Source organism: Microbacterium wangchenii, from assembly GCF_004564355.1.
Taxonomy (GTDB): Bacteria; Actinomycetota; Actinomycetes; order Actinomycetales; family Microbacteriaceae; genus Microbacterium; species Microbacterium wangchenii.
This window is the reverse complement of the sequence record NZ_CP038266.1, coordinates 2,845,295-2,872,290: the sequence shown is the minus strand read 5'-3', so window position 1 is coordinate 2,872,290 and position 26,996 is coordinate 2,845,295. Positions and strand designations below refer to the sequence as shown.

Sequence of the window (26,996 nt, the reverse complement as noted above, 5' to 3'; positions counted from 1 at the left end):
GTGATGCACTTTCGGCGGGGGCGGGTCAGGCCAGGCGGCCGGACTCCAGACGCACGGAACGGTCGATGAGGTCGGGTGGCACGTCGATGTGCGAGATGAGCACGACCGCCTGATCCGGACGGACCGCCCCGAGCAGGTCGCGCAGCAGGGCGTCGGATGCGGCGGGGTCGACGCCGGCGGTCGGCTCGTCCAGCACGAGCACGGGGAAACCGCGCAGCAGGGCGCGCGCGAGGGCGAGGCGCTGCGCCTGGCCGCCGGAGACGAGCGCGCCGCGGTCGCCCACGCGCGCGTCCAGCCCGCCGCGTTCGGCCACCCACGCCCCCAGCCCCACGCGCTCCAGGACCGCGAGGAGGTCGGCGTCGGTCGCGGTGTCGCGGGCGAACAGGAGGTTCTGGCGCACGGACTCGTCGAAGAGGTACGGCGTCTGCTCGCACAGCCCCACGGTGCGTCGGAGGTCGTCGCCGGAGAGCTCGCGCGCCTCCACGCCGCCCACGGTGTACGACCCGGCGTAGTCGAGGAAGCGCACGAGGACGTGCGCGAGGGTCGTCTTGCCCGCGCCGCTGGGGCCGGTCACGAGCACGCGCTCGCCGGCGCCGACCCGCAGCGAGACGTCGACGAGCCGGCCGGCGTCGGCGTCGGCATCCGAGCGCGCGGGCCAGTGCGCGCGGACGTCCCGCAGCACGAGGCCGTCGCCGAGGGCCGGCGCCGCACCCGTGGGCGCCGGCTCGTCGTGCGGGAGGCCCTCGGGGATGCGGTCGGGCACCGTCTCGGCGATGCGCTCGGCCGCGCCGCGCACCTGCCGCCACGACGCCAGCGCCAGGGGGACGGGGCCGAACACTTCGAACACGGCCATCGGCAGCAGCACGACCACGGCAAGGCCCGGCCCGCTCAGCGTCCCGTCGGCGACCCCGGGGGCGGCCACCACGAGCGCGAGGAGCGAGGCGAGACCGGCCAGCAGCGACACCGCGGCGGAGGTGGCGCCCTGCGCGACGCCGCGCCGGACGACCGCGCGCCGCAGGCGCTCGTCGGCGGTTCGCACGCGGGCGCGCGCGGCGTCGAGCCCACCGAAGGCCGTCAGGACGTCGAGGGAGACGAGCAGGTCGAAGACGTCGTCGGCCACGGCGGCGCGCAGGGGCGCGATCGCCCGCTCGGCGCGGGCACCGGCTGCCCAGCCCAGGCCCACGGCGAGGGCGAACGCGACGGCCAGGCACAGCAGCAGCGTGAGGGCCGCGGGCCACGACACGAACGCGACGAAGACGACGCTCGCCAGCGACACAAGCACGGCGACGGCGAGGGGCTGGACGACGCGCAGCGGCAGGTTCTGCAACTCCTCGACGTCGTCGACGAGGCTGGAGAGCATCTCCCCGCGGCGCGCGCGGCCGAGGCCGTCGGGGGAGAGGGGGACGATGTCGCGCACGAGGCCCGCGCGCACCGTGGCGAGCCGGCCGAGGGCCGCGTCGTGGCCGGCGAGGCGCTCGAGGTAGCGGAACACGCCGCGACCCAGCGCGAACGCCCGCACCGCGACGACGGCCGCCGACAGGTACAGCACGAGCGGCTGCTCGGCGGCGCGCGCGATGAGCCACGCGCTGGCTGCCAGCAGTGCGATGGCGCTCACGGCGGTGCCCACCCCGGCGAGCACCGCCGGGGCGAACCGGCGCGGCGAGGGCTGCGCGGCCCGCAGGATGCTGCGCACCCGCCCGTTCACGACCGGCCTCCGTCGGTGGTCTCGCGGGGATCGTCCGCCACGATGCCCGCGCCCGCCGCGTCCTGCGGAGCGGCAAGGGTCACGACGTCGTCGGCGATCGAGGCGGCCGAGGCGCGGTGCGACACCAGGAGCACCCCGGCGCCCTCGTCGGCGATACCGCGGATGCTGCGCCACAGCGCCGCCTCGGTGCCGGCGTCCAGGGCGCTGGAGGGCTCGTCCAGGACGAGGACGCGGGCGTCGCCCGAGCGCAGGCGGTACAGGGCACGGGCGACCGCGACGCGCTGGGCCTGGCCGCCCGACAGCCCCGACCCGCCCGCACCCAGGAGGAGGCCCGGGTCGATGTCGGCGGCCTGCGCGTCGGCGAGGCACGCGCGCACGAGCGCGGCGTCGACGTCGTCCGCTCCGAGCCCGACGTTCGCGGCGACCGTGCCGGAGACGAGGCCCGCCCGCTGTCCGGCCCATGCGATGCAGTCCCGCGCGTCGGCGCGGACCGCGTCGTCCACGAGGATCTCGCCCTCGTACGGCGTGAATCCCAGGAGCGCCGCGACGACGCTGGATTTGCCGGCGCCGCTGGCCCCGCGCAGCCACGTGACGCGGCCCGGGTCGATCGCGAGGTCCACCGGTGTCAGCATCCGCTCGCCTCGGCGCACCGCGAGCCCGCGCGTGCGGATCCGCGATCCGCCGGCAGGCCGTGCCGCGGGAGCGGGGGCGGATGCGGCGGCGTCGAGCACCCCGAAGATCTCGTCGGTCGCGGCCACGCCCTCGGAGGCGGCGTGGAACTGCACGCCCACCTGTCGCAGCGGCAGGTACGCCTCGGGCGCCAGCAGCAGCACGAACAGACCCACCAGCAGCTCCATGTCGCCCGCCAGCAGGCGGAACCCGATCGTCACGGCGACGATGGCGACGGAGATGGACGCGAGGAACTCCAGCGCGAAGCCGGAGAGGAACGACACCCGCAGCACCGCCATCGTCTCGCGCTTGTACCGGCGCGTGACCTCCTCGATCCCGTCTGCAGCGCGGCGGTCGCGACCGAAGGCCTTGAGCGTGCCGAGACCTTCGACGGTGTCGGCGAACCGGGCGGCGAGGCGGCCCAGCGTGTCGTACTGACGGCGCTGCACGGCGCGCGTGGCCAGGCCGATGAGCACCATGAAGAGGGGGATGAGCGGGATGGTCAGGATGACCGTGAGCCCGGACAGCGGATCGGCCAGTGCGATCGCGCCGATGAGGAGGGGGGTCGTGAGTGCGGTGGCGACCAGCTGCGGCAGGTACCGGCCGAAGTAGGCGTCCAGCGCCTCCAGTCCGTGCCCGGCGGTGACGGCCAGCGCGGCGGCGTTGCGGGAGCCGAGCCAGCCGGGGCCGAGGCGGCCGACCGCGTTGATGAGGGCCTGACGCAGCTGCAGCGACGCGGCCGCGCCGCCGCGCGCGCTCACCCGCTCGGAGGCCAGGACGAGGATGGCGCGCACCAGCACCAGGCCGGCCGCCGCGCCCAGCAGCGGCAGGAGCTCGGCCACCGGCGTCCCCTCGATCGCCCCCACGAGGGCGGAGGTGAGCGTCCACGCGAAGCCGACGATCACTCCGGTCTGGGCCAGGACGAGAGCCGCGCTCACGGCGAGGAAACCGCGGGAGGCCCGGGCATAGGTGAGCAGCCGCGGGTCGACCGGACCACGCCGGCGCTGCGTCCCGGTGGTGGCGCTCATCCCCTCGATCCTCTCACCGCGCAGCTCGCGCACGGACCGGTCGGTCACGGGGTCAGTGCGCGAGCTGCGCGGCCTTCTCGATGCGATCGCGGGTGACGCGCTTGCGGAAGACCCAGTACGTCCACCCCTGGTAGGCCAGCACGAGCGGGAGGAAGATCAGCGCGGCCCAGCTCATGATCGTGAGGGTGTAGTCGGTGCTCGAGGCGTTCTCGATCGTGAGGCTGAAGGCCGGGTCGGTGGAGGAGGGCATGACGTTGGGGAAGAGTGCGAACCAGAGCATCAGCACGGCGGTCAGGATGGTGGCCGCGCCGAACCCGAACGCCCATCCCTCGCGGTCGCGCAGGTTCGCGAGGACCGAGGAGATCAGCAGGACCGCGGCGACCGCACCGAGGGCGAGCACGGGGAGGGAGAAGTGCGCGAACACCGTCCACGCCACGAACACCGCCGCCACGGCGACCGCGAGCACCCCCGCCTTGGTGGCCAGGCGCCGCGCGTCGGCGTGGACCTTCCCGTCGGTCTTCAGCGCGACGAAGTACACGCCGTGCACGAAGAACAGCAGGAGCGTCGTGAGCCCGCCCAGCAGCCCATAGGGGTTGAGCAGCGTCAGCACCGTGCCGGTGAACTCGAAGTCGGCGTCGATGGGCACGCCCTGGACGATGTTGGCCACCGCGACGCCCCACAGGAACGCCGGCAGGGCCGATCCGACGATGATCATGCGGTCGAAGTTGCGCTTCCACCGCAGCGAGTCGCGCTGATGCCGGTACTCGAACGAGACGCCGCGGGCGATGAGGGCCAGCAGGATCACCAGCAGCGGCAGGTAGAACCCGCTGAACAGCGTCGCGTACCACTCGGGGAACGCGGCGAACAGGCACGCCCCGGCGACGATGACCCACGTCTCGTTGAGGTCCCACACGGGGCCGATCGTGTTGATGATCTGGCGGCGCGAGATGTCGTCCTTGCCCAGGAAGGGCAGCGACATCCCCACGCCGAAGTCGAACCCGTCCAGGACGAAGTACCCGACGAACAGGAACCCGACGATCCAGAACCAGAGGTAGGCGAGGTCCATGATGAGCTCCTAGTAGACGGTCGTCGGGGTGTTCTCGACGGAGTCGGGCTCCGCCGGCGCATCCGGATCGGGGAGCGGGTCAGGTCCCTTCTGCGCGTACTTGATGATGAGGCCCAGCTCCACCACGGCGAGGGTGGCGTAGATCGCGGTGAACGCGATGAGCGAGACGAGCACGTTCCATCCCGGCACGCTCGGGGAGACGCCGTCCTCGGTCAGCATGAGACTGAACACGATCCACGGCTGACGCCCCATCTCGGTGAAGACCCAGCCGACGAGGCTCCCCAGCAGCGGCAGCGGCGCCGACCACACGAACACGCGCCACATCCACGGCTTCATCTGGAACGTCGACTTCTTGCGCGTGACCCACAGACCGGCCACCGACAGCAGCGCCGCGATTCCGCCCAGTCCCATCATCCAGCGGAACGACCAGTAGGTGATCCAGATGATGGGCGTGTAGTCGCCGGGGCCGAACTGCTCGTTGTACAGCGCCTGCAGGTCGTTGATGCCCTCGACGCATCCGTCCAGCGAGTGCGTGGACAGCAGTGACAGCAGGTACGGCACGCGCAGCGACCAGATCTCCTCGGAGCCGTCGGGCGTCCCAATGGAGAACAACGAGAAGGATGCATCCGCCCCGCACGCGCTGTCGTACATCGCCTCGGCGGCGGCCATCTTCATCGGCTGCGTCGCCGTCATGACGATGCTCAGCTGGTCGCCGGAGATGGCCACGCCCACGAAGGAGATCACCATGAACCACATGCCGAAGCGCAGCGACGTGCGCATGGTCTCGACGTTCTGGTGGCGCATCAGGTGCCACGCCGACACGGCGATGAGGACGGCGGCGGCGAACATCCACGCCGAGGTGATGGTATGCGGGAAGGCGGCGAGGGCGACCGGATTGGTCAGCAGCGCCCAGAAGTCCACGAGCTCGGCCCGCGATCCGTCGGCGGCCATCTCGTAGCCGACCGGGTTCTGCATGAAGGCGTTGGCGGCGAGGATGAAGTAGGCCGACAGAGTGGCCCCGATCGCGGCCATCCAGATGCTCGCCAGGTGCGCGAGCCGGGGGAGCTTGTCCCACCCGAAGATCCACAGACCGATGAAGGTCGCCTCGAGGAAGAAGGCCAGCAGGCCCTCGAACGCGAGGGGGGCGCCGAAGACGTCTCCGACGAAGCGCGAGTAGGACGACCAGTTCATCCCGAACTGGAACTCCTGCACGATGCCGGTGACCACACCCATGGCGAAGTTGATCAGGAAGATCTTGCCGAAGAAGCGCGTCAGGTGCAGCCACTTCACGTCGCCGGTGCGGTACCACACGGTCTGGAAGATCGCCGTGACCAGCGCCAGGCCGAGGGTCAGCGGCACGAAGAGGTAGTGGTAGAGCGTCGTGAGCCCGAACTGCCATCGGGCGAGAAGTAGCGGGTCGAGCAGCTCCACGGGATCCTCCGATTTTCCGGCCGCGCGTGTGGTCGGACCACACGCTAACATGCGTTCGTCCGCACCTGGCGGCCAGTCTCTCGCCATCGAACAATCGCTCACCAGTGCCACGGGCCGGGAATAACCCGTAGCCTCGGAACATGCGTGAAACGGCGGCCGCGGGGTGAGTGCGACACCCGTCATCCTGCGCATGCGCGGAGCCGCGCCCGAGGGCCAGACCGGGGCGCTCGCCGACACGCACGGCCGCATCCATCGCGACCTGCGCATCTCCCTCACCGACCGCTGCTCGCTGCGGTGCACGTACTGCATGCCCGAGCAGGGCAACGAGTGGCTCGCCAAGACGAGCATCCTCACCGTGGACGAGATCGTCGAGATCGCCACGGTCGCCGCCTCCCTCGGCGTGACCACCTTCCGCCTCACCGGAGGCGAGCCCCTCCTGCGCACCGACATCGTCGATGTGGTGCGCCGGATCGCGACGATCCGCGGCGCCGACGGACCGGTCGAGGTCGCGATGACCACGAACGGCATCCGCCTCCCCGAGCTGCTGCCCGACCTCGTCGACGCAGGCCTCGCGCGGCTGAACATCAGCATCGACACGGTGCGCCGGGATCGCTTCGCCGCTCTCACACGCCGCGACCGGCTGGACGACGTCCTCGCCGGCATCGCGGCGGCCGCCGCATCCCCTCTCCGGCCCCTCAAGCTCAACGCCGTCGCGATGCGCGGGGTCAACGACGACGAGCTCGTCGACCTCGTCCAGTACGCCGTGGACGTGGGCGCCCAGATGCGCTTCATCGAGCAGATGCCGCTGGATGCCGGTCACACGTGGGATCGCACCACGATGGTCACGCGAGAGGAGATCCTCGCGGCGCTCGCCGAACGGTGGGAGCTGACGGCCGTGCCCGGCCGTGGCGGCGCGCCGGCCGAGACGTGGCTGCTGGACGGCGGGCCGCACCGCGTCGGGGTGATCGCGTCGGTCACGGCGCCCTTCTGCGGCGCGTGCGACCGGCTGCGCCTGACCGCCGACGGCCAGCTGCGCAACTGCCTCTTCTCGATCGCGGAGTACGACCTGCTGCCGGTCCTGCGCGCGGACTCCACTGCGTCACGGGCGGAAGGCATCGCCGAGCGCCTCCGGGCATGCGTGCACGGCAAGCTGCCCGGTCACGCGATCAACGACCCCGCATTCCTGCAGCCCCCGCGCGGAATGAACGCGATCGGTGGCTGATCCGGGTCACTCCATGACGGCCAGCTGCACGACGCAGTCGGCGGGCCGCTCGGACGGCCGGATGCGCTGGGCGCGGAGCGGTCCGCACGCCGATGTGAGCACGCCGTCCATGAGTCCCAGGTGCACCGTGCACCGTACGTCGCGCCCGCCGGCGGCGGCCTGAGGGCAGGGGGAGAGGTCGATCGTGAGCGCCTGCTCGTCCACGACGGGGGTGAATCCCGCGCCCTCCAGGTCGTCCACCAGCGCGTCCAGCTGGTGCACCGCCTCCTCGGCCAACGTGGAGGTGGCCGGCCACAACCGGCGGAAGAGATCCCCTCGGATGGCGGCCTCCCGGGCCTTGCGCTGGGCCACCGGGCTGGAGGCCGCATCCTCGCCTGTCGCGGTGTAGAGCACGCGGGGCCGGCCGCGGGTCGTGCGGTGCTCCGTGGCGGCCACGACGTACCCGCCGTCCATGAGGCGCTGCAGGTGTTCGCGGACGGTGTTGGCATGCAGCCCCGTCGCCTCGCACAGCTCGCTCACGGTGCGCTCGGGCCGCTCCAGCAGGAGGTGGAGGATGCGCACGCGCGAGTCGCTGGAGATCGCGCTGTAACCGGCGTTGCCCATCCCGCCATTATCCGCTGTCGCCGCCTTCGTATACTCGGTAGGCACATACTCGATATTGGAGGGGGTCGCATGTCGGTGCGCCGCGGACTGCTGGCGATCCTCGATCAGGACGCGTGTTACGGGTATCAGCTGCGCGCGGAGTACGCCCGCCGCACCGGCGCGGTGCTCAACGTCGGTCAGATCTACACGACGCTGGACCGGCTCGAGCGCGACGGGCTCGTCGAGCGCCGCGGCACCGACGAAGCGGGGCACACCTACTGGGGGATCACCGAGGCCGGACGCGCAGAGACCGACCGCTGGTTCACCGAGGCCGAGACCCCCAGCGGGCGCGACGAGCAGGCGCTGAAGGTCGCCCTCGCCGCGACCCTGCCAGGCGTGGATGCTGCGGCGGTCGTGGCGGCCGAACGCCGCGCGGCGCAGGCGCGGCTGTCGGCGATCGACGCGGACGTCGACGGGCTCGAGGTCGCCGCCGCCATCCTGCGGGAAGCGGAGCGGTCGCGCGTCGTGGCGGAGATCGCGTGGCTGGACGCCGTCACGCCCCTCGTGTCCGCGCCCGGGTCGGGGCGCACGTTCGGGCTGTCCTCCGACCGGCCGCGGCGCGGCCGCCCCGTGCGCGGCGCGACTCAGGCGGGGTAGTTCGCCCCGGCCAGGAGGGTCGCCAGATGCGCGGCGTTCGCCGCGACCGTCGCCGTCGTGCCGGCAGTGCTCTCGGGGGTCGTCTCCAGCTCGCGATAGTCGGTCGATCCCATCGCCTCGCCGTTCCAGTACGTCACGCCCTGGGCAGGGATGGTGTACCCGACGTCGTTGAGGGCCTGGAAGAGGTCTGCGGTGATTTTGTGCGCGCCGTCCTCATTGCCCACGACGGCGACGACGGCGACCTTGCCGAAGAGGATCGGGCGGCCCTGGTCGTCGGTCTCGCTGAGCTCGGCGTCCAGGCGCTCCAGGACGCGGGCAGCGATCGAGGAGTGGTGCCCCATCCACGTGGGGGTTCCCAGCACGAGGATGTCGGCGGCGAGCACCTTCTCCCGCAGCGCCGGCCACTGGTCGCCCGCACCCATGTCCTTCTCCACGCCCGGCCGGACGTCGTAGTCGACGACCCGGGCGAGCTCGCTCTCCACGCCGGCGTCGCCGAGGGCGGCGACCACCTCCCGGAGGAGCTTCTCCGTGCTGGAGGGAGCGGGAGCGGGCTTGAGGGTGCAGTTGAGCGCGAGAGCGCGGACCATGGGATCCCCTTCCTGGCTGGATGCTGCGACGCTACGGGGTCGGCTGCCTGGCGACCGGGGGATTGACACGGCGGCGGGATCTCTCGCCGCCGAGATAGTTAGCCTGCGGGGCCCGACTCGTCAAGCCCCGCGCGGGTTTTCTTTTCCGGGCGCACTCTAGACAGAGCGAGAGGAGCACGGTCATGGTCATGGAGGCGCGTCACGTCGAATCTACGGCGCTGGCGGCCCCGCAGCCGTGGACGCGGGTCGACCTCGACCTCTACGAGATCGCGTGGGACGACGTCGTGGCCGGTTACGTCGAGGTCGTCGGCCACGTGTACGTGGCGCTGTCCGGCCCTCGCTACGACCGTGCCGTGGAGGTGCGGCAGGCCCTCAGCTTCTCGGACGCCGTCGACGCGCTGCGCCATCCCGCATCCTGACGTCACGAAGACCCCGACGCACCCTCGGGGTGAGAGAGCGTGCGTTACGGTCGGATCATGACTTCCTCCGACCGCGATGACGAGGTGGATCTTCTGATCGACGCGTGGTCGCGGCGCCTGCCGGAGGTCGACCTCACCCCCCTCGACGTCATGTCCCGGCTGCGGCGCGCGTCGCACCGCCTCAATCGCCTGCGCGCGGCGGCGTTCGCCGGCGCGGGACTGTCGGCCTGGGAGTTCGACGTGCTGGCGGCGCTGCGGCGTGCCGAGGAGCCGCACGAGATGAATCCCGCGCAGCTGATCGAGGCGACGATGATCGGCTCCGCGGCGATGACGAACCGCCTGGAGAAGCTCACTGCACGCGGGCTCATCGAGCGGCGTCCCAACGAGCTCGACCGCCGCAGCATCCTCGTCCGCCTGACTCCCGAAGGCGCGCGGCGCGTGGATGCGGCGATGACCGAGCTCGTGCGCCGCGAGGCGGAGGCGCTGCGAGGCCTCGACCGGGCCGATCAGGCTGCGCTCGCTCGCATCCTGAGAAGCCTCGTCGATCCGGCCTGACCCGCCTCAGCCCTCCAGGCCCAGCGGCACGCGGGTGACCGGCTCGATCCCGGTCACCGTGATCCACCCCTCGGCCAGGAGCGCCGCGTCGCTGCCGGGCTCGGGGGTGTTGGGCAGATCCTCCACGGCGAGGCGGATGTGGTGCTCGTCGCTCTCGGACAGGGTCGTCTGCACGATGCCGAAGGGAGCGAGGTGCGCTTCCACCAGTCCGCGGGCCTCGCGGCTGTTCGGCGCGTTGAGGTTCGCCACGGTTCCCCGCGGGCGGGCGAGCAGCTCGGGGACGAAGCCCACGGCCGCCTCGGCGGCGGTGGACCAGTGGTACTCCTCCGGGTGGATGCCGACATCCAGCGACACCGCCAGCGCGCGTGCGCCGTGCAGGCCCCCGGTGAGGGCGGCGCCGACCGTCCCGGAGTGGAGGATGGCGCGCCCCACGTTGGCGCCGTGGTTGACGCCGGAGAGCACGACCTCGGCCGGGTCGCCGAACGCACCGCGCGCCGCGATGAGGGCGATGAGCCCGGGTCCGCCGTGCACCGCGTACGTCGCGACGCCCTCGAGTCCGTCCAGTTCCCGCCGTTCGATCGCGATGCGTCCGTCGTCCTCCTCGGCCATGATCGACGCACTGGATCCGCTGGACTGCTGCGCGGGTGCGGCGACGAACACGTCGTGGCCCGCTGCCGCCGCGGCGCGCGCGAGCACCGAGAGCCCCGGCGCGTGGATGCCGTCGTCGTTCGTGATCAGTACGCGGGTCATGCGGGATCCTTCTCGTCGGTGTCGGTCGGGGGTTCGGCGAGGGCGGCCAGGCCGTCGGGGCTGACGCGGCCCGCGGTGGGCGTGTCCGAGGGCGCACCGCGGGGGATCTCTCCGACGGTCACCGCCTCCCGCAGCCGCTCGATCGCGCCGCCCTCACCGGTGCCCAGCCCGTGATGCGTGGCGTTGAGCGCGCCGGCGGCTGCCCCCAGGGTCAGGGCGTCGCGGAGACTCTCCCCTCGTGCCAGGCCCGCGACGACGCCGGCGGTGAGCGAGTCGCCCGCCCCGCGGGAGTCTGCGGCCACGACATCCGGTGAGGCCACCTGGAGCGCGCCGTCGTCGTCGAGGAACAGCAGCGGGTCGCTCGCGCGGGTCACGATGACCGCACCGGCGCCCCGCGAGCGCAGCTCGTGCATGGCGGGAAGCAATCGCTCGACGGATGCGTCTTCCGCGAGCCCGTCGTCGATGACCTCCTCGTGGCTGACCTTGAGCACATCCACGCCACCCTCCAACGCGGCGGCGAGACGCTCCCCGGCCAGATCCACCACGACACGCGCTCCGGCCTGGCGAAGGTCGGATGCCAGGCGCCGGTAGAGATCGGCGGGAAGCGTGCCCTCGCCGGCGGGGCCGCTGAGCACCACCAGCCCCGCCTCGAGGCCGTCCCGCAGCGTGAGGCTGTACAGCTCGTCCAGGTCGTGCCGGTTGAGGGGATCACCCTCCTGCTCGGCGATCTCCTCGCGCTCGCCGCCACGACGGTCGTGGACGTAGGCCGCGCCGCGACCGGCCCGTTCGACGGCGGACACGGTCACGCCCTCGTGCGCGATGCGATCGCGCAGCACGGAGCCGATCTCGCCGGTCAGTGCGCAGCACACCGTCACGTCGATGCCCAGACTGCGCAGCATCCGCGCCTGCCACACGCCCTGCCCGCCGGCGTGGATGTGGATCTCGTCGCTGCCCTCGACCTGCTCGACCGTGACGGTGAGGAGGGGGGAGGGGGCGAAGATGGTCACGTCGCTCATATCCTCGACGGTAGGACGAGGCGGCGGGCAGGCAGAGGGACTTGCGCGCCGGCGATGCGGGGGTTCTGGCAGACCGGGCGAAGGGGGCGGGTCTCATGCAGGGGGAACACGAGGAGGAACTGCGGACGCTGCGTGCCCGCGCCTACGGGCCGTCGCCCGACATCCACGCCGATGCGGTCGCCGTGGCGCGCCTGGAAGAGCTCGAAGCCGCCGCGCGCCAGCGCGACGCGGGCCCGCCGGCACGCGCCGCGAACACGGAGGTGGAACGGGTGGCCCCCGCGGAGGCGGTGGCCGCGCCGGAGACGGAGCTCTTCCCCGAAGCCACCGCATCCGCACCTCCCGCGTCTCCGCCGGCGCGACGCGCCCGGCCGCGCTGGGCGGCGGTGCTGTGGCCGGTCTCGGTGGTCGCGGCGCTGTCGGCGGGTGCCGCCGCGACCTCGCTGGCGATGCCACTGGTCTCCCGTGACGCCGGTGCCGGCGCGAGCCAGGTCACGACCCTGCAGCCGGATCCGGGATTCGAGTGGCCCGAGGGCCTCTTCGGCCCGCCGACCGACGATGCCCAGGGCTTCGCGGACTTCCTCGGGGTCACCGCGATCGCCTCGTCACGGGGCGCTTACCAGCCCGGCGGCGACAGCGCGTGCTTGCTGCTGATCCCGACCGAGGACCTGGCGAAGCAGCCCGAGACCGGATTCACGTGGGTGCACTCGGGGTGCGGTGCGGGGCCCTTCCCCGCCGCCGTCGCCCTGACGGTCGACGGCCAGATGCCGGAGAGTCTGCGGGACCGCTTCCCCGTCGGCACGGCGCTGCAGTTCGTCTTCGACGGGGAGCGGGTGGGGGTCTTCGCCGAAGCCACGGAGTGAGAGGGTGGAGTGTGCCCCCGACTCTGCTCGACCTCGTCCCCCGCGGCGCCGACGACGACGCCGTGTACACCGGCTTCGTGGAGTGGGCCGGTGAGCGCGGCCTGACGCTGTACCCGGCTCAGGACGAGGCGGTCATCGAGCTCGTCTCCGGCGCGAACGTCATCCTGTCCACCCCCACCGGCACCGGCAAGTCGCTCGTCGCCGTCGCCGCGCACGCGGCGAGCCTCGCCCGGGGCGGACGCACGTACTACACCGCGCCCATCAAGGCGCTCGTCAGCGAGAAGTTCTTTGCCCTCGCCGAAATCTTCGGCGCGGAGAACGTCGGGATGGTCACCGGCGACTCCTCGGTCAACCCCGACGCCCCGATCATCTGCTGCACGGCGGAGATCCTCGCCAACCTCGCCCTGCGCCAGGGGCCGGACGCCGCCGTCGACCAGGTCGTGATGGACGAGTTCCACTACTACGGCGACGCCGACCGCGGCTGGGCGTGGCAGGTGCCCCTGCTGCTCCTGCCGCGCGCGCAGTTCCTGCTGATGTCGGCGACCCTCGGCGACGTCACCGCGATCGCCGACGATCTGGAGCGCCGCACCGGCAGGCCGACCGCGCGCGTCACCGGCGTCGAACGGCCCGTGCCGCTGCACTTCTCCTACGCCCGCACCCCCGCGCACGAGACCGTGCAGGAGCTTCTGGACACGCGCCAGGCGCCGGTGTACATCGTGCACTTCTCCCAGGCCGCCGCGATGGAGCAGGCGCAGGCCCTCTCCAGCATCCGCGTGATCGCGCGCGAGCAGCGCGACGAGATCGCCGAGGCGATCGGGGGGTTCCGCTTCACGACCGGGTTCGGCCGTACGCTGTCGCGCCTCGTGCGGTCGGGCATCGGCGTGCATCACGCCGGGATGCTGCCCCGCTACCGTCGGCTGGTCGAGACGCTCGCCCAGCGCGGCCTGCTCCGCGTCATCTGCGGCACCGACACCCTCGGGGTCGGCATCAACGTCCCCATCCGCACCGTCCTGCTGACGGCCCTCTCCAAATACGACGGGCAGCGGATGCGGCATCTGTCCGCGCGCGAATTCCACCAGATCGCCGGTCGGGCCGGGCGCGCGGGATTCGACACCGCCGGCACCGTCGTGGTGCTGGCTCCCGAGCACGAGATCGACAACGCCACGGCGGTCGCCAAGGCCGGGGACGACCCGAAGAAGCTGCGCAAGATCGTCCGCAAGAAGCCGCCGCAGGGGTTCGTGAACTGGAGCGAATCCACGTTCGAGCGCCTCGTCGGCGCCGAACCCGAGCCGCTGCAGCCGCATCTGCAGATCACCGCGGCCATTCTCATCAACGTCATCGCCCGCGGCGGCGACGTGTTCGGCAACGTCCGCTCCCTCGTCTTCGACAACCACGAGCCCCGTGCCCGGCAGCTCGAGCTCGCCCGGCGCGCGCTGGCGATCTTCCGCACGCTGCGGGCCGCCGACGTGGTCGAGGTGGCCGACGGGAGGATCCGCCTCACCGTCGACCTGCAGCCCAACTTCGCCCTCAACCAGCCGCTGTCGCCGTTCGCGCTCGCCGCCATCGAGCTGCTCGATCCCGACGACGCTCAGGGTGCGGCGGGCACCGGCCACTATGCGCTCGACGTCGTCAGCGTGATCGAGGCGACGCTCGATGACCCGCGCCCGGTGCTGTCGCAGCAGGAGTACCTCGCCCGCGGGGAGGCGGTCGCCGCGATGAAGCGCGAGGGACTGGACTACGACCAGCGCATGGACGCCCTCGAGGAGATCACCTACCCTCGGCCCCTGGCCGACCTGCTCGCCCAGTCGTACGAGGTGTTCGCGTCCAGCCAGCCGTGGATCCGCGACTTCGCGCTGTCCCCGAAGTCGGTCGTGCGCGACATGTTCGAGCGCGCGCTGTCGTTCGGGGAGTTCGTCTCGGTGTATTCCCTGGCCCGCAGCGAGGGGCTGGTGCTGCGCTACCTCAGCGACGCGTACCGAGCCATCCGCCAGACGGTCCCCGTCGAAGCGCAGACGCCCGACCTGACCGACCTCATCGAATGGCTCGGGGAGCTGGTCCGGCAGGTGGACTCGAGTCTCGTGGACGAGTGGGCGTCGCTCATCGCCCCGCCCGATGACCCGGACGCGCCGATCGTGCCGCCGGCACCGCCGTCGGTCCTGACCAACCGCCGCGCCTTCAGCGTGCTCGTGCGCAACGAGATGTTCCGCCGCATCCAGCTCGCCGCCCTGCAGCGCGACGACGATCTCACCGAGCTCGACCCCGACGCCGACTGGTCGGAGGCGCTGGATGCGTACTACGCCGAGCACGACGAGATCCTCACCGGCGGGCCCGCGCGATCGGCGGCGCTCGTGACGGTGGACGAGTCCGGCGCCGCCGAGGGAGTGTGGCGCGTCGAGCAGACCATCGACGACCCCGCCGGCGACCACGATTGGCGCATCCGCGCCGTCGTCGACCTGCCGGCGTCCGAGGAGTCGGGGACGGCCGTCGTCCACGTCACCGAGGTGGTCCGCCTCTGAGCGGCGCGGCGCTTAGGCTCGAAGGGTGGACACCGCCCTCGCCATCCTGCTGCTGGTCAACGCCGCCTTCAACGTGCTGGTCTGGCCGCGGTTCTACGGGCGCGTCGCCAAGGACCCGCGGGCGCGGGATGCGGCCGGCAAGCCCACGCGATTCCTGATCGTGCACGCCGTCCTCATCGCTCTCGCCCTCGTCCTGGCGCTGGTGTCGGCGATCGCGGGCGTCATCGCGCTGGTGGACTGACCGCCGCGGGCGTCGCGCCCGTGTGCTCGGCGGGACTGAAGACGACGATCACGTGCAGGTCGTCCGCGATCTCGACGAAGCGATGCTCCTCCCCGGCCGGGACGAACAGCACGGCCCCCGGCACCGCTGCGGCGCTCCCGCCCGGCGCCTCCAGACGCGCGCTCCCGGCCAGGACGATGTACACCTCGTCCTCGGTGTGGGGCTGCTGGGGATCGGCGGTCCCGGCGGGGATGACGTAGGAGCCGACGCTCATCGACGGCGCGCGCAGCAGTTCGTCGTAGACCGCGGCGCTCGCCGTCGCGGCCGGGGGATACCACGATCGCATGACGTTCCTTCCGGCGGCGGTATCGCCATCGTGCCCGTCTCACGCGGCGGCAGCCACGTCCACCTGGGAGGAGGTGGCCTGCACGGGAGTCGCGGCGGTGCTGCTCCCGCGGCGCCGCCTCATCCGTCCCGGTGCCCTCGGGGGTGCCTAGACTCGCGGCAGGAGCCCGACCGGCTCCGCGCGAGCGTCGGAGGAGCACGATATGCAGCTGGCCATGGTGGGACTGGGACGGATGGGCGCGAACATCGTGCGCCGCCTGATGCGGGACGGGCACGAGTGCATCGTGTACGACGTCAATCCGGATGCGGTGGCGACCCTCGAGGGGGAGGGCGCCGTGGGCGCGGGCGACTTCGCCGATCTCGCGGCGAAGATGACCACGCCGCGCACGGTCTGGCTCATGATCCCGGCGGGGCTGACCGGAGGGGTCGTGGAGGAGGTCGCCGCGGTCCTGGAACCGGGCGACATCATCATCGACGGCGGCAACTCCAACTATCGCGACGACGTCCGCCGTGCCGCGGCTCTGAGGGATCGCGGCATCCACTACGTCGACGTCGGCACCAGCGGCGGGGTGTTCGGCCTCGAGCGCGGGTTCTGCCTCATGGTCGGCGGTCCGGACGAGGCCTTCGCCCACATCGAGCCCGTGCTGCAGACCATCTCGCCCGGCACCGGCGACCTGCCGCGGACGCCCGGGCGGACGGGAGAGATCGCTCCCGAGGAACAGGGCTACCTGCACTGCGGTCCGTCGGGGGCCGGTCACTTCGTGAAGATGGTCCACAACGGCATCGAGTACGGCGTGATGGCCGCCATCGCGGAGGGGCTCAACATCCTCCACAACGCCGACGCCGGCCTGCGTGACACCACGCACTCCGCCGAGATCGCCCCGCTGGAGGAGCCGGAGTACTACCAGTTCGACATCGACACGCCCAAGGTCACCGAGCTGTGGCGCCGGGGCTCGGTGATCTCCTCGTGGCTGCTGGATCTGGCCGCGGCCGCCCTGCAGGACAATCCGACGCTCGAGGGCCTCGCTGGCCGGGTGTCGGACTCGGGTGAGGGACGCTGGACGGTCAAGGCGGCAGTGGACGTGGGTGTGCCGGCGCCCGTGCTGGCGGCGTCGCTGTTCGAGCGGTTCGCCTCGCGCGGCGAGGACCACTTCGCCAACCAGGTGCTCTCGGCCATGCGCATGCAGTTCGGCGGCCACCAGGAGCTGCCCGCCGGCGATGTGCTCGAAGCGGGCGGGGCGAAAGCCGACAGCTCCGGCTCGTGACGGCCGCCGCGGCCGGGTCCCGGTGACGGATGCGGCCACCGGCCCTAGGCTGAGGGGCATCCCACCCACGGCAAGGAGGGCAGCATGGTCCGCGTACGCGTGGCGGGGGTCGCGCTGGACTCCGCCCAGCAGCACGTCATCCTGCTCAAGCCCCTGGGCCCCTCGGCCCTGACGGGCACCATCCTCCCGGTGTGGATCGGAGCCCAGGAAGCCACCGCGATCCTCGTCGCCGTGGAGGGCGTGGTCCCGCCCCGCCCGCTCGCCCACGACCTCATGGTGCGACTGCTGGATGCACTGGAGGGCACGGTCGAACGCGTCGAGGTGACCCGTGTGGACGGCGGCACCTTCTACGCGGAGGTGTCGCTCGCGACACCGCACGGGCTCCGCGTGATCGACGCGCGGCCCTCCGACGCCATCGCCCTGGCCTCACGCACGGACGCGCCGATCTGGGTCGCCGATCCGGTCTTCGCCGAGGCGGGTGTCCCTGAAGCGGTGACCGACCTCCCCGACCAGGTCGACGAGGAGGAAGAGGTGGATGAACTCCGCCGGTTCCTCGACGAGGTCGACCCCGACGACTTCGGCAGCTGAAGGACGGGCGCGCCGCACCCCGTCGTCCGCGACGCGGAATCGGCGCGACGACGAGGCGCCCCGCACGCGTGTGCGGGGCGCCTCGTGCGCGGGGCGGCGTCGCGGCTCAGTCGACGATGCCCGCTTCGCGCAGGTCGATCAGCTCGCCCTGCGGCTGCCAGCTGGTCCCGTCGAACTGCGTGAGCTGCACCTCGAAGATCAGGCGCCCGCCGAAGCCGGCGTCCAGGGTCATGCCGTCCTGCAGGTACGGGTTCGGGGTGTCCGCCAGCGAGTCCCATGCCTCCAGCAGGCCGTCGGCCGTCATCTCCGGCGCCGACTTCAGGGCTTCGACCAGCGCCGCGCCCAGGCCGTAGCCGTTGAACGCCAGCGCCTGGCGGATGTCGCTCTCGTAGCCGTGCTCGGTCATGGCCGCGACGAACGCCTGCGTCGCCTCGTCCTCGTCGTTCTTCGGGTCTGCCGGGTCCTTGCCCCAGTGGAACGCGTAGGCGTCGCGCACGGCCTCGGCCCCTGCCGGGTCGACCACGGTGACGAAGTCCGCCATGTTGCCGGCCAGCAGGAGCGTCGGCTCGTACCCGATCTCGTGCATGTACGCCGTGACGGCGCCGATCGTGGGCGCGCCGATGTTGATGATGACCGTGTCGACGCCTGCCGCCTGGAACTGGCTGACCTGCGCGCTGAGGTCGGCCGTGCCGGGCGGAACCGTCGCGACCTGTGCCGGAGTGACGCCGCCGGCTTCCAGGCCGGCGATGTGGCTCTCGCTCAGGTCGTTGTTGAAGCCGATGAACCCCACGACCGCGTCGGGTGCGTTCTCGGTCAGCCACTGCGCGTGCAGCTCGCCCTCCCAGGCCACGTCGGGCCAGAAGGCGCGCGTGTACGGGAAGTTCTCCACGTCGCTGAGCGGGGTCTGCCCGGCCAGCGCGATCTGGGCGACCTTCTTGTCGTTGAGGTACGGCCGGCCGGGGACGGCGATGCCGCCGAAGTTGACCACCGCGATGGCGCCGTCCTTCTCGACGAAGCTGCGCTGGTTGTCTGCCAGGCGGGCCGGGTCGTAGCCGTCGTCGGCGGTGACCAGCTCGATCTGCCGGCCGTCGATGCCGCCGTCGGCGTTCGTGGCTTCGATGTAGGCCTGGAAGCCGTGCAGGCCCGCGGCCGCGGCGGCCAGCGGTCCGCTCTGCGGCCAGCTGGCGCCGATGACGATGGGGCTGTCGTCGGCTGCGCCCTCGGCGGGCTCGGTCGCGGCCTGCCGGCCGGTGCACCCCCCGAGCAGCATTGCGAGGGCGGTCGCCGCGGTGACGGCGATGAGGGCGGGGCGAGTTCGGCGTGACATCTTCATCAGCGATTCGCTTCCTTTCGTGTGAGTGCGGGTGGTGATTCGGGTTTCGGTTCCGGGTGCGCGGATGCGGCGGGGGACTCGGTCGCAGGCGCTCGCCGGACGGCGAGCCCGCGCGCACGCCGTGCCAGCGACGAGCTCCAGCCGGCGAGACCGCCCGGCGCGAAGATGAGGCACACCGCCAGCAGCACCGCGAAGATGAGCTGCGCGAACTGGCCGGAGGCCTGACCGGGCAGGATGTCGCTGGCGAAATCGGGCAGGTAGACGACGATGCCGGCGCCGACGATCGCGCCGATCCAGGACCGGTTGCCCCCGACGGTGGTGGCCATGAGCAGGATCAGCGAGAACGTCAGGAGATAACTGTCGGGGGTCGCCACCGTCAGGACGAGCACGAGGATCCCGCCGCCGAATCCGGCCACGGCGGCGCTGATGACGAATGCGATGAGCTTCAGCTGAGGAACGCGCACGCCGTTGGCCATCGCGAGGATCCGGTTCGTGCGCACGGCCGCGTAGGCGCGGCCGAACCGCCCGGTGGTGAGGTTGCGCAGGAGCCCCAGGGTGCCGGCCAGCGCCAGCAGGGCGAAGAGGAAGCCGAGCTGGGCGGAGGTGAGGCCGGCCGTCGCCGTGAAGGGAGAGGTCGGCAGCGCGAGCCCGACCGTGCCGCCGGTGACGTCGCTGAACCTGCTCATCAGCAGGGGGAAGACGGCGGCGATCGCGATCGTGAACAGACCGAGGTTGAGACCGCCGAGCTTGAGGGCGGGGATCCCGATGACGACGCCCACGAGCAGCCCGACTCCGACGCTGCTGACGAGCGCGAGCGGCCACGGCGTGTCGAGGTTCAGCATCATCAGCATGGTCGTGTACCCGCCGATGCCGAAGATCGCGCCGTGACCGACGCTGATCTGCCCGGAGAAGCCGACGAGGAGGTTGAGCCCGGCGACGCCGAGGGCGATGGCGAGCACCCGGGTGGCGTTGAAGAGGTCGTAGTCGCTCACCAGGAAGGGGATGCACACGCCGACGAGCAGGAGGGCGAGGGTGCCCAGCCCGCGGGGCGTGCGGAACCACGGCCGCTCGGCGGGGTAGGGGACGGGAGGGGTCACGCGCGCACCATCCGTTCTCTTCCGAAGAGCCCGCCGGGCTTGATCAGAAGGACGATCACGATCAGGACGAACGCCACGACGATGTTGAGGTCGCCGCCGAGGAACGGGATGTAGCGGCCAGCGAACGCTGTCACCACGCCGATCAGGAGGCCGCCCACGACCGCCCCGACGCGGCTGGTGAGGCCGCCCAGGGTCGCGGCGGACAGCGCCATGAGCAGCGGGAAGTTCATCATCTGCGGCGACAGTCCCAGCGTCGGCGCGGCCACCACTCCCGCGACGGCGCCGACGGCACCGGCGACGGCCCACCCGAGCGCGAGCCACACCGGTGCGGACAGTCCGAGCAGCGCAGCGGAGGGGGCGTTCTGCGCGACGGCGCGCAGGCGCAGTCCGATGGGCGTCTTCTGGAACAGCAGTGCGGTCAGGGCCATCGCCACGATCACCAGGAGCGCGCCGCCGGCCTGCTGGTATGTCAGCCGCAGCCCGGCGAACTGGATGATGCCCGACCCGAAGGGGCTCGGGAAGCTGCGCGGGTCGGTGCCCCAGATGATGCTCGCCAGAGCGCTGATACCGAGGAGGAGCGCGACGCCCATCGCCATCAGGACGCCCTCGTTGCGGGTGTCGACCCAGCGGACGACGACGACGTGCAGGAGAGCTCCGATCACCGCGGATGCGGCGACGGCGATGAGGATCGCCAGCCACGGCGGGATCCCGCCCAGCAGCACCGTGTACGCGATGAAGGCCGCGACGACGGCCAGCTCGCCCTGGGCGAAGTTCAGCATCCCGGTGCCCTGGAACACCACACTGAGGGCGAGTGCCAGGGCGGCGTAGACCGTTCCGGTCGTGAGGCCGTCGAGCAGGATCTGGAAGAACTCAGTCATCGAGTGCTCCTTCAGACGGGGAGGTCGCCGCCGGGGAGTGAGCGTCGCCGAGATAGGCGGCGCGCAGGGCGTCGTGATCCTGCAATTCGGCGGCCGGTCCCTCCAGCGCCACGCTGCCGCGGGAGAGCACGATCGCCCGGTCGGCGATCCGCAGGGACAGCCGGGCATTCTGCTCGGCGAGCAGGATGGTGAGCGACCATGCGTCGCGCAGCGACTGGAAACGGTTGAACAGCTCCAGCGTCGTCAGCGGGGCAAGCCCCAGCGACGGTTCGTCCACCAGGAGCAGGCGGGGCCGCGCAAGAAGGGCCCGCGCGACGGCGAGCATCTGGGCCTGGCCGCCGGAGAGCGCGCCGGCCTGACGCGATCGCATCTCGTGCAGGACGGGGAAGGTCTCGGAGATCAGGTCCAGGTCGGCCGCCGTGCGCGCACGCAGATTGCGCGGGCGGGCCAGAGCGCCCAGGCGCAGGTTCTCCTCGACGGTGAGCTCGGTGAATGTGCCGCGACCTTCCGGGACATGACCCAGGCCGAGGCGCGCGACCCGGGCGGTGGACAGCCCGTCGATGCGGGTCCCGGCGAGCGTGATCGCGCCGGAGGACGCGACCTGACGCGACAGGGCGCGCAGCAGCGTCGTCTTCCCCGCACCGTTCGCACCGAGGAGCGCCACGATCTCGCCTTCCTCGATCGCGAGGTCCACACCGTGGAGCACCTGCACGCCGCCGTAGCGGGCGCGCAGGTTCTCGGCGATGAGCATGGTCATGGCAGCTCCCCGTCGGCGGGTGCGTCGGCACCCAGGTAGGCGGCGATCACGAGCGGATCGGCCGAGACGGTCGCGGGGTCTCCGGATGCCAGCAGTCGCCCGGCATCGAGCACCGCGACGAACCGGGCGACGCGCATGACCAGTCCCACGTCGTGCTCGACGAGCAGGCTCGTCATGTCGGACGCGGCGCCGAACTCGGCGATGAATCCGAGCAGCTCGTCGGCCTCGTCGGCGCTGAGGCCGGCGGCCGGTTCGTCCAGCAGCAGAAGCTGCGGACGCGACAGGAGTGCGCGGGCGATCTCGACGCGTCGGCGATCCGCGTGGGCCAGGCTGCTCACGGGCGCCAGGGCCAGCGGCTGGAGTCCGAGCGGGCCCATGAGCTCCCACGCGTCCAGCCGCACGGCACGCTCCTCGCGGCTCGCCCGGCCGATCCGCAGGGCGGCCGCCCACATCCCCGCCCGCATCCCGCCGTGCGCACCCAGCAGCACGTTCTCGAAGACATTGAGGTCGGGCAGGAGCGTGGGCGTCTGGAATGTGCGGGCGATGCCGGCGATCGCGCGCGCCTGCGCCGGCATGTCGCTCATCGGGCGTCCGGCCAGCGCGATCTCACCCTCGTGGCGGTAGATGCCGCTGATGCAGTTGAAGAGGGTCGTCTTGCCCGCTCCGTTGGGGCCGATCACCGCGCTCGTCCCCCCGCGCGGGATGGCGAAGCTCACGTCGTCGAGCGCGCGGACGCCGCGGAATCCGATCCCGACGTCGCTGATCGTCAGCGCGGGAGCGAGGGCCGTTCTGTCGTGCGTGCGCACGGTCGCGTCGCTGTCCAGGGTCATCATCCTTGATGTCGTCGGGTGGGTGAGGGGGTGCCTCGTCGCCATCGTATGAGCGCCCTGCGATATGCGTCAGAGTGATTTAGCTATACCGGTCATCGATGCTGTTGATGTCAATCGGGTCAGAGGTGTCCGGTTGTGAGTCACCCGACTGGCGGGAGGCGGAGTCAGGTTCACGCGGCGCGGAAGACCGGGACCCGTCGCTCGGGCTGTTCGACGTAGCGTCGGCCGAGGGGTGAGATCCACTCGATCGCACCGCCGGCGAGCTGTCGCACCACCCACCCGCCGTGATGCTTGACGGTGTGGTGGCCCTGGCACAGTGGGGCGAGGTTGGAAAGCTCTGTTCGTCCGCCGTCTTCCCACGCGACCTGATGATCGATCTGACATCGGGCGGCAGGCATGGCGCACCCCGGACCCATACATCGATCGGCTCGCCAGCGGACCAGGCGCCGAAGCGGGGCGGGGGGTCGGTACTTCTTGCGGCCCACCGAGAGGACCGTCCCGGTCTCGGGGTGGGTCAGGATCCGCATCCAGCTATCGGCGGTGCCGCACAGCTCCCGTGCCTGCTCGATGGGGATGGGACCGACCCCCTCCACGACGGCCGGCTCGCTCTGCCCGGCCAGTTCGTCACTGAGGAGCGCCATCGCCGGAACGGTGACGGCGACTGTCGCGCGGATCCCACGGGCGGCGGTGGGATGCTGCCGGACGACCCCGTCGACGAGCAGGTCGGCGACGGCATCGGCGCGGAGCTGGTCGAGCGTGCGCGACTCACCCTCTTCTGCCGCCAGCACCTTGGCCATGGCGGTGACACGGTTGTGCACGGCGTGGGCTTCCACAGCCGGCAGGTGAATGAGGAGCCACGCCATGCCGTCGGCGGCCGGCTCGATAACGACTCGGCGCTGCGCGATCGCGTCGCGGTGGCGTTGCTCGAGCGTCGCCGCCCGGACCGTCTCCACGAGCTTGCGCAGCAGGCGGCGAAAGGCGCCGAGCGGGTGCGCCTCGGCCAGCTCCACTGCCAGCGGAACCACCTGCGGGCGGAGCGCCGGCTCGACGGTGTCGACGAGTTCGACGAACACCTCTGCGTGCCGCTCGGTCGTTCGCGCCCCGTGCAGCGAGTCAAGCATCGAGGGGTAGCGGGTGACGAGCCCCTCGGCGGTGATCAGGAGCTGGTCTGCGGCATGCTCGGTCATCTGGAGCGCCGCCGCAAGCTCCAGACGCAGCGAGCGCTCGATGATCTCCGGGCTGGCGCCGCGGAACGTGGTCACCTCGGTGAGCGCTGTTCGATGCATCGCCTCGACCCGTTCGAACCGCTGCGCGGCGAACACCGCCATCATCGTCGATGTCTCCGTCACGAGATCCAGCGGATCCAGCACGCCGGCCAGCTCGGGGTTGTCCTCCCAGAGAGCCTCGAGCCCCGCGTCGGCGTCGTCCGCCGAGTGGGTTGCATCTGTGCTCATGGGAAGAGGTTAGAACGTACCTCCGACATTCCCACCTGCACGACCACCTTGCCCACCGTGTGCCCTGCGTCGATGTGGGCCAGCGCGGCACGGGCCTGCGTCTGCGGCCACACGCGTTCGATGTGCGGCGTGATGTCGCCCGCGGCGGCCAGGCGCGCGAGCTCCGCGGTGATCTCCGGCTTCGCCGTCGCTGCCAGCGGCCGCAGGCGCCGCGATCCGAACATCGACAGCACCATGGCGCGCAGGATCACCCCCAGCGGGCCGGTCACGGGGCGGCTGCCGCCGCTGACGAGCACCACGGTGCCGCCGGGGACGACGAGGCGGCGCAGGTGGCGCAGGGGATGATCGCCGGCGATCACCACGACGGCGTCGAAGGATGCCGCCGCGAGCTGCGACAGGTCGGTGCGCCGGTGCTCGAGCCCGGTCGTGGCCCCGAGCGCCGTGACCACCGGAAGGGCGCGGGGCCCCGCCAGCGCAGTGACCTCGGCTCCGCGGAGCGCCGCCAGCTGAACGGTGAAGTGGCCCACCCCGCCGCCGGCGCCCACGACCAGCACGCGCGCGCCTCGGGCGGCATCGCCGTCGATCCCGGCGAGCGCGAGCGCCTGCCACGCCGTGCCGCCGGCCATCGGCAGCGTGGCTGCGACGAGGTCGTCGAGACCCTCGGGGCGGCGCACGAGCCGAGCGGCGGGCACGGCGACGAAGGGCGCGAGACCGCCGCCGGTGGTCTCGCCCAGTACCGCGTCGCCCACCTGCAGCGTCGTGACGGCGTCGCCTGCAGCGACCACGGCGCCGGCGATGTCGCGGCCCTGCACCGCGGTCCGGGGGCGGCGCAACCCGAAGACCAGGCGCAGGATCAGCGGGTCGCCGCGCATCACGCGGGCGTCGGCGGAGTTGAGCCCGGTGGCATGGACGCGCACGAGCACGTCATGGGGCCCCGGCGAGGGGACCGGCAGGTCTTCGGGGGCGACGGCATCGGCGTCGCCGTAGCGGTGCTGCGCCCACGCGGTCATGGTGGTGGGAACGGCCGTGGCGTGCGTGGTCATGAGGTCTCCTCCTCGGGGTAGCGGAACACCGCGTCGAGGGGGGTCCCGAACACGCGGGCGATCTGGAAGGCCAGCTCCAGGGTGGGTGAGTACCTGCCCTGTTCGATGGCGATGAGCGTCTGCCGCGTGACGCCGATGCGGCGCGCGAGCTCGGCCTGGGTGAGGCCCGCGGCTTCACGCAGGGCCCGGATGTCGTTGACCACCTTCGTGGGCTTGACCATCAGGCCAGTCCTCGGCGGTAGGCGATGACCTGGGCGATGCCGCCGACGAGAGCCGACAGGGCGAATCCGAAGAACATGGTGTTCGCGATCCAGAACCAGGATGCCTCGAGGGCGCACAGCGCGATCACGCCGAGCCCCGCGATGACCATGAAGGCCTGGCCGACCCGGGAGCCGAGGTGCGCGATGTCGCGGTCGCGCAGGTCGGCCACGCCCACCCCGTCAGGGTCGCGGGCACCGGCGATCATGCCCCACACGATGCTGAGGAGGATCGAGCCGACGATGCTGCCGAGGATCGTCCACAGCATGATCGGCCACCAGAGGACGTCAGTCAGCGGTCCACCGCCGGCCGCTTGCAGGACCACGATGATGTACACCGTCATGGCCACGAGCGTGACGATGAGCTGCGACCACGTGTTGCGTTCCTGGTAGACCACGGCATCCCCCTCAGAGTGTCAAGAATCTTTGACACTCTGAAGTATGGGACGCCGCAGCATCCATGTCAAGAATTTTTTACACGCGGCTGGTTTCGCGCGTGCTCTCCCCTGTCGGCTTCCAGCCGAGGGAGGGGGCGACGTACTTCGCGAACGACTCGGCGACGCGGAGGTTGAACTCCACGCCCAGCTGGCTGGGGATCGTGAGCATGAGGGTGTCGGCGGCGGCGATCGCCGCGTCCTGCTGCAGCTGCTCGATGAGCACGTCGGGAGCGGCGGCGTAGGTCTTGCCGAAGGTCGCCTGGAAGCCGTCGATCATGCCGATGCCGCCCTCCTCGCCCGCGCGACCGAAGTACAGCGCGTCCTCTGCCGTCGTGATGGGGAAGATCGACCGGCTGACCGAGACGCGGGGCGTGCCGGGGTGCCCCGCCTCCCGCCACGCGGAGCGGAAGGCGTCGATCTGATCGGCCTGCAGCAGATCGAACTCGCGTCCATCGGCCTCGGTCAGGAGGGTCGAGGACATCAGGTTGACGCCTCTCCGTCCCGCCCACGCGGCGGTGTCGCGGTTTCCGGCGCCCCACCACACGCGCGAGCGCAGGCCGGGGGAGTGAGGTTCCACCCGCTGCCGTCCCACGCCACCTCCGAACGGGCTGGACGGGTCGCGGTCGGCGAGACCTTCGCCCTCGATGGCGCGGAGGAACAGATCGAAATGCTCTCGCGCCAGGTCGGCGCCGCGGGGATCCTGCGCACCGGTGTAACCGAACGCCTCGTACCCGCGGACGACCGTCTCCGGTGAACCACGGCTGACCCCCAGGGCCAGGCGGCCGTCGCTGAGCAGGTCCACTGCCGCGGCTTCCTCGGCGAGGTAGAGGGGGTTCTCGTACCTCATGTCGATGACGCCCGTACCGACCTCGATGCGCCGCGTGCGCGCGGCGATGGCCGCCAGCAGCGGCATCGGTGAGGCCTGTTGGCGGGCGAAGTGATGCACGCGGAAGTAGGTGCCGTTGACACCCAGCTCGTCCATGCCCTGCGCCAGGTCGACCGCCTGGTGGAGCATGTCGGCGGCGGTCAGCTCCCGTCCGCGCCCGAGGGGCCCGTAGCGGCCGAAGGAGAGGGTGCCGAATCGCTGCATGCTCCCGTCAACCGCCCTGCGGGCACTCGTATTCCCGTGAATGGATGCGGCCGGGGGCCGCCGGCGTCACTGGGCGGCCGTGGGGTCGTCGTGCTCGTCGTCGGTGCCGTCCACGTCGGCTGCGTGCTCGGCGATGGCCGCGTCATCCGCCTGGGCCGGCGCCTGCTGGGCGAGATCGGCGCGGTCGCGGTTGGGGTAGCCGGAGTCGGTGCGGAGGTCGGGCTCGGGGTTCTGCGGGGCGGCGGGGTCGGACATGCCGTTTCCTTTCGTCGGGTCTTCCATCGCACCTCACCGCCCGCCGGGCCAGTACGCCCTTGACACGACGTGCGCCGCTCCCTA

General features: G+C 71.8%; 29 protein-coding genes. 9 read left to right on the top strand and 20 right to left on the bottom strand.

Annotation, left to right across the window (positions count from 1 at the left end; all coding sequences use genetic code 11):
- Positions 1-25: 25 nt before the first annotated feature.
- The 4 genes from cydC to E4K62_RS13900 are packed head-to-tail and all read right to left on the bottom strand — an operon-like array spanning position 26 to position 5,899.
- Entirely contained in the window at positions 26-1,705 is a 1,680-nt protein-coding gene (cydC, locus tag E4K62_RS13915) for a thiol reductant ABC exporter subunit CydC (protein ID WP_135068418.1), read from the bottom strand.
- Positions 1,702-3,402, bottom strand: coding sequence for a thiol reductant ABC exporter subunit CydD (cydD, locus tag E4K62_RS13910; RefSeq protein WP_135068416.1), 1,701 nt, complete (start codon positions 3,400-3,402; stop codon positions 1,702-1,704). Before cydD ends, cydC begins: the two co-directional genes overlap by 4 nt.
- A gap of 52 nt (positions 3,403-3,454) precedes the next feature.
- Entirely contained in the window at positions 3,455-4,468 is a 1,014-nt protein-coding gene (cydB, locus tag E4K62_RS13905) for a cytochrome d ubiquinol oxidase subunit II (RefSeq protein ID WP_135068414.1), read from the bottom strand.
- A 9-nt stretch (positions 4,469-4,477) separates the two neighbouring features.
- The gene (locus tag E4K62_RS13900) at positions 4,478-5,899 is read right to left on the bottom strand and encodes a cytochrome ubiquinol oxidase subunit I (protein ID WP_135068412.1); all 1,422 of its coding nucleotides are present in this window, start codon (positions 5,897-5,899) and stop codon (positions 4,478-4,480) included.
- Between the two features lie 190 nt (positions 5,900-6,089).
- Here E4K62_RS13900 and moaA point away from each other — a divergent pair, with 190 nt between their 5' ends.
- Positions 6,090-7,121, top strand: a complete 1,032-nt coding sequence (gene moaA, locus E4K62_RS13895) for a GTP 3',8-cyclase MoaA (protein ID WP_135071387.1) — start codon at positions 6,090-6,092, stop codon at positions 7,119-7,121.
- A 6-nt stretch (positions 7,122-7,127) separates the two neighbouring features.
- Here moaA and E4K62_RS13890 read toward each other — a convergent pair whose 3' ends face one another.
- Entirely contained in the window at positions 7,128-7,724 is a 597-nt protein-coding gene (locus tag E4K62_RS13890; protein ID WP_135068410.1) for a helix-turn-helix transcriptional regulator, read from the bottom strand.
- A 69-nt stretch (positions 7,725-7,793) separates the two neighbouring features.
- On the opposite strand from E4K62_RS13890, the gene E4K62_RS13885 reads away from it, so the two are divergent.
- Positions 7,794-8,360: a PadR family transcriptional regulator gene (locus E4K62_RS13885; protein WP_135068408.1), complete on the top strand. Its 567-nt coding sequence runs from the start codon at positions 7,794-7,796 to the stop codon at positions 8,358-8,360.
- On the opposite strand, the gene E4K62_RS13880 is transcribed toward E4K62_RS13885, so the two are convergent.
- On the bottom strand, positions 8,348-8,947 hold the full coding sequence (locus tag E4K62_RS13880) for a flavodoxin family protein (RefSeq protein WP_135068406.1): 600 nt from the start codon (positions 8,945-8,947) through the stop codon (positions 8,348-8,350). The two genes, E4K62_RS13885 and E4K62_RS13880, sit on opposite strands and share 13 nt — an antisense overlap.
- Before the next feature lie 182 nt (positions 8,948-9,129).
- Between E4K62_RS13880 and E4K62_RS13875 the strand changes: the two genes are divergently transcribed.
- Positions 9,130-9,366 (top strand): hypothetical protein, encoded by a 237-nt coding sequence (locus E4K62_RS13875; protein WP_135068404.1) that lies wholly within the window; start codon positions 9,130-9,132, stop codon positions 9,364-9,366.
- Between the two features lie 57 nt (positions 9,367-9,423).
- On the top strand, positions 9,424-9,921 hold the full coding sequence (locus tag E4K62_RS13870) for a MarR family winged helix-turn-helix transcriptional regulator (protein ID WP_135068402.1): 498 nt from the start codon (positions 9,424-9,426) through the stop codon (positions 9,919-9,921).
- Positions 9,922-9,927: 6 nt separating this feature from the next.
- Here the strand turns inward: E4K62_RS13870 and surE are convergent, their stop codons facing one another.
- Both surE and E4K62_RS13860 read right to left on the bottom strand, forming a co-directional pair.
- A complete protein-coding gene (surE, locus tag E4K62_RS13865) occupies positions 9,928-10,671 on the bottom strand; it encodes a 5'/3'-nucleotidase SurE (RefSeq protein WP_135068400.1) in 744 nt (247 codons plus the stop codon).
- On the bottom strand, positions 10,668-11,687 hold the full coding sequence (locus E4K62_RS13860) for a 1-phosphofructokinase family hexose kinase (protein ID WP_135068398.1): 1,020 nt from the start codon (positions 11,685-11,687) through the stop codon (positions 10,668-10,670). The genes surE and E4K62_RS13860 overlap by 4 nt, the downstream gene beginning before the upstream one ends.
- 95 nt (positions 11,688-11,782) lie before the next feature.
- Here E4K62_RS13860 and E4K62_RS13855 point away from each other — a divergent pair, with 95 nt between their 5' ends.
- The 3 genes from E4K62_RS13855 to E4K62_RS13845 are packed head-to-tail and all read left to right on the top strand — an operon-like array spanning position 11,783 to position 15,304.
- The gene (locus E4K62_RS13855) at positions 11,783-12,547 is read left to right on the top strand and encodes a hypothetical protein (RefSeq protein WP_135068396.1); all 765 of its coding nucleotides are present in this window, start codon (positions 11,783-11,785) and stop codon (positions 12,545-12,547) included.
- 11 nt (positions 12,548-12,558) lie between these two features.
- A complete protein-coding gene (locus E4K62_RS13850; protein WP_135068394.1) occupies positions 12,559-15,063 on the top strand; it encodes a DEAD/DEAH box helicase in 2,505 nt (834 codons plus the stop codon).
- Between the two features lie 25 nt (positions 15,064-15,088).
- Positions 15,089-15,304 carry an SCO4848 family membrane protein gene (locus E4K62_RS13845; RefSeq protein WP_135068392.1) on the top strand — a complete coding sequence of 72 codons (216 nt, stop codon included), beginning with the start codon at positions 15,089-15,091 and terminating at the stop codon, positions 15,302-15,304.
- On the opposite strand, the gene E4K62_RS13840 is transcribed toward E4K62_RS13845, so the two are convergent.
- Positions 15,285-15,629, bottom strand: a complete 345-nt coding sequence (locus E4K62_RS13840) for a cupin domain-containing protein (protein ID WP_135068390.1) — start codon at positions 15,627-15,629, stop codon at positions 15,285-15,287. The two genes, E4K62_RS13845 and E4K62_RS13840, sit on opposite strands and share 20 nt — an antisense overlap.
- Before the next feature lie 202 nt (positions 15,630-15,831).
- Between E4K62_RS13840 and gnd the strand changes: the two genes are divergently transcribed.
- Positions 15,832-16,893 (top strand): phosphogluconate dehydrogenase (NAD(+)-dependent, decarboxylating), encoded by a 1,062-nt coding sequence (gnd, locus tag E4K62_RS13835; protein ID WP_135068388.1) that lies wholly within the window; start codon positions 15,832-15,834, stop codon positions 16,891-16,893.
- Positions 16,894-16,977: 84 nt separating this feature from the next.
- On the top strand, positions 16,978-17,481 hold the full coding sequence (locus E4K62_RS13830; RefSeq protein WP_135068386.1) for a bifunctional nuclease family protein: 504 nt from the start codon (positions 16,978-16,980) through the stop codon (positions 17,479-17,481).
- 106 nt (positions 17,482-17,587) lie between these two features.
- On the opposite strand, the gene E4K62_RS13825 is transcribed toward E4K62_RS13830, so the two are convergent.
- The 11 genes from E4K62_RS13825 to E4K62_RS13775 all read right to left on the bottom strand — a co-directional run bounded on the left by E4K62_RS13825 (position 17,588) and on the right by E4K62_RS13775 (position 26,912).
- On the bottom strand, positions 17,588-18,814 hold the full coding sequence (locus E4K62_RS13825) for an ABC transporter substrate-binding protein (RefSeq protein ID WP_135068384.1): 1,227 nt from the start codon (positions 18,812-18,814) through the stop codon (positions 17,588-17,590).
- Positions 18,814-19,911: a branched-chain amino acid ABC transporter permease gene (locus tag E4K62_RS13820; protein WP_135068382.1), complete on the bottom strand. Its 1,098-nt coding sequence runs from the start codon at positions 19,909-19,911 to the stop codon at positions 18,814-18,816. Before E4K62_RS13820 ends, E4K62_RS13825 begins: the two co-directional genes overlap by 1 nt.
- A complete protein-coding gene (locus E4K62_RS13815) occupies positions 19,908-20,789 on the bottom strand; it encodes a branched-chain amino acid ABC transporter permease (protein WP_135068380.1) in 882 nt (293 codons plus the stop codon). The genes E4K62_RS13820 and E4K62_RS13815 overlap by 4 nt, the downstream gene beginning before the upstream one ends.
- Complete coding sequence (locus tag E4K62_RS13810) at positions 20,782-21,546, bottom strand: ABC transporter ATP-binding protein (protein ID WP_135068378.1); 765 nt, start codon at positions 21,544-21,546, stop codon at positions 20,782-20,784. Before E4K62_RS13810 ends, E4K62_RS13815 begins: the two co-directional genes overlap by 8 nt.
- Complete coding sequence (locus E4K62_RS13805) at positions 21,543-22,376, bottom strand: ABC transporter ATP-binding protein (protein WP_167747796.1); 834 nt, start codon at positions 22,374-22,376, stop codon at positions 21,543-21,545. The genes E4K62_RS13810 and E4K62_RS13805 overlap by 4 nt, the downstream gene beginning before the upstream one ends.
- A 170-nt stretch (positions 22,377-22,546) precedes the next feature.
- On the bottom strand, positions 22,547-23,830 hold the full coding sequence (locus E4K62_RS13800; protein WP_135068374.1) for an HNH endonuclease: 1,284 nt from the start codon (positions 23,828-23,830) through the stop codon (positions 22,547-22,549).
- The gene (locus E4K62_RS13795; RefSeq protein WP_135068372.1) at positions 23,827-24,873 is read right to left on the bottom strand and encodes an NAD(P)-dependent alcohol dehydrogenase; all 1,047 of its coding nucleotides are present in this window, start codon (positions 24,871-24,873) and stop codon (positions 23,827-23,829) included. Before E4K62_RS13795 ends, E4K62_RS13800 begins: the two co-directional genes overlap by 4 nt.
- Entirely contained in the window at positions 24,870-25,094 is a 225-nt protein-coding gene (locus tag E4K62_RS13790; RefSeq protein ID WP_135068370.1) for a helix-turn-helix transcriptional regulator, read from the bottom strand. Before E4K62_RS13790 ends, E4K62_RS13795 begins: the two co-directional genes overlap by 4 nt.
- A complete protein-coding gene (locus E4K62_RS13785) occupies positions 25,094-25,528 on the bottom strand; it encodes a hypothetical protein (RefSeq protein WP_135068368.1) in 435 nt (144 codons plus the stop codon). The genes E4K62_RS13790 and E4K62_RS13785 overlap by 1 nt, the downstream gene beginning before the upstream one ends.
- Before the next feature lie 76 nt (positions 25,529-25,604).
- Positions 25,605-26,657, bottom strand: a complete 1,053-nt coding sequence (locus E4K62_RS13780) for an LLM class flavin-dependent oxidoreductase (protein WP_135068366.1) — start codon at positions 26,655-26,657, stop codon at positions 25,605-25,607.
- Positions 26,658-26,723: 66 nt separating this feature from the next.
- Entirely contained in the window at positions 26,724-26,912 is a 189-nt protein-coding gene (locus E4K62_RS13775) for a hypothetical protein (RefSeq protein WP_135068364.1), read from the bottom strand.
- Positions 26,913-26,996: the final 84 nt, after the last annotated feature.

Bases quoted from the DNA above. Each gene is read 5' to 3' on its own strand.
- E4K62_RS13800 (WP_135068374.1), bottom strand. From the start codon at position 23,830: ATGAGCACAGATGCAACCCACTCGGCGGACGACGCCGACGCGGGGCTC.
- E4K62_RS13810 (WP_135068378.1), bottom strand. From the start codon at position 21,546: ATGACCATGCTCATCGCCGAGAACCTGCGCGCCCGCTACGGCGGCGTG.
- E4K62_RS13885 (WP_135068408.1), top strand. From the start codon at position 7,794: ATGTCGGTGCGCCGCGGACTGCTGGCGATCCTCGATCAGGACGCGTGT.
- cydB (WP_135068414.1), bottom strand. From the start codon at position 4,468: ATGGACCTCGCCTACCTCTGGTTCTGGATCGTCGGGTTCCTGTTCGTC.
- E4K62_RS13870 (WP_135068402.1), top strand. From the start codon at position 9,424: ATGACTTCCTCCGACCGCGATGACGAGGTGGATCTTCTGATCGACGCG.
- E4K62_RS13825 (WP_135068384.1), bottom strand. From the start codon at position 18,814: ATGAAGATGTCACGCCGAACTCGCCCCGCCCTCATCGCCGTCACCGCG.
- E4K62_RS13790 (WP_135068370.1), bottom strand. From the start codon at position 25,094: ATGGTCAAGCCCACGAAGGTGGTCAACGACATCCGGGCCCTGCGTGAA.
- E4K62_RS13890 (WP_135068410.1), bottom strand. From the start codon at position 7,724: ATGGGCAACGCCGGTTACAGCGCGATCTCCAGCGACTCGCGCGTGCGC.
- E4K62_RS13880 (WP_135068406.1), bottom strand. From the start codon at position 8,947: ATGGTCCGCGCTCTCGCGCTCAACTGCACCCTCAAGCCCGCTCCCGCT.
- E4K62_RS13780 (WP_135068366.1), bottom strand. From the start codon at position 26,657: ATGCAGCGATTCGGCACCCTCTCCTTCGGCCGCTACGGGCCCCTCGGG.
- gnd (WP_135068388.1), top strand. From the start codon at position 15,832: ATGCAGCTGGCCATGGTGGGACTGGGACGGATGGGCGCGAACATCGTG.
- E4K62_RS13860 (WP_135068398.1), bottom strand. From the start codon at position 11,687: ATGAGCGACGTGACCATCTTCGCCCCCTCCCCCCTCCTCACCGTCACG.
- E4K62_RS13875 (WP_135068404.1), top strand. From the start codon at position 9,130: ATGGTCATGGAGGCGCGTCACGTCGAATCTACGGCGCTGGCGGCCCCG.
- E4K62_RS13830 (WP_135068386.1), top strand. From the start codon at position 16,978: ATGGTCCGCGTACGCGTGGCGGGGGTCGCGCTGGACTCCGCCCAGCAG.
- E4K62_RS13775 (WP_135068364.1), bottom strand. From the start codon at position 26,912: ATGTCCGACCCCGCCGCCCCGCAGAACCCCGAGCCCGACCTCCGCACC.
- E4K62_RS13855 (WP_135068396.1), top strand. From the start codon at position 11,783: ATGCAGGGGGAACACGAGGAGGAACTGCGGACGCTGCGTGCCCGCGCC.
- cydD (WP_135068416.1), bottom strand. From the start codon at position 3,402: ATGAGCGCCACCACCGGGACGCAGCGCCGGCGTGGTCCGGTCGACCCG.
- E4K62_RS13840 (WP_135068390.1), bottom strand. From the start codon at position 15,629: ATGCGATCGTGGTATCCCCCGGCCGCGACGGCGAGCGCCGCGGTCTAC.
- E4K62_RS13805 (WP_167747796.1), bottom strand. From the start codon at position 22,376: ATGACCCTGGACAGCGACGCGACCGTGCGCACGCACGACAGAACGGCC.
- moaA (WP_135071387.1), top strand. From the start codon at position 6,090: ATGCGCGGAGCCGCGCCCGAGGGCCAGACCGGGGCGCTCGCCGACACG.
- E4K62_RS13815 (WP_135068380.1), bottom strand. From the start codon at position 20,789: ATGACTGAGTTCTTCCAGATCCTGCTCGACGGCCTCACGACCGGAACG.
- E4K62_RS13795 (WP_135068372.1), bottom strand. From the start codon at position 24,873: ATGACCACGCACGCCACGGCCGTTCCCACCACCATGACCGCGTGGGCG.
- surE (WP_135068400.1), bottom strand. From the start codon at position 10,671: ATGACCCGCGTACTGATCACGAACGACGACGGCATCCACGCGCCGGGG.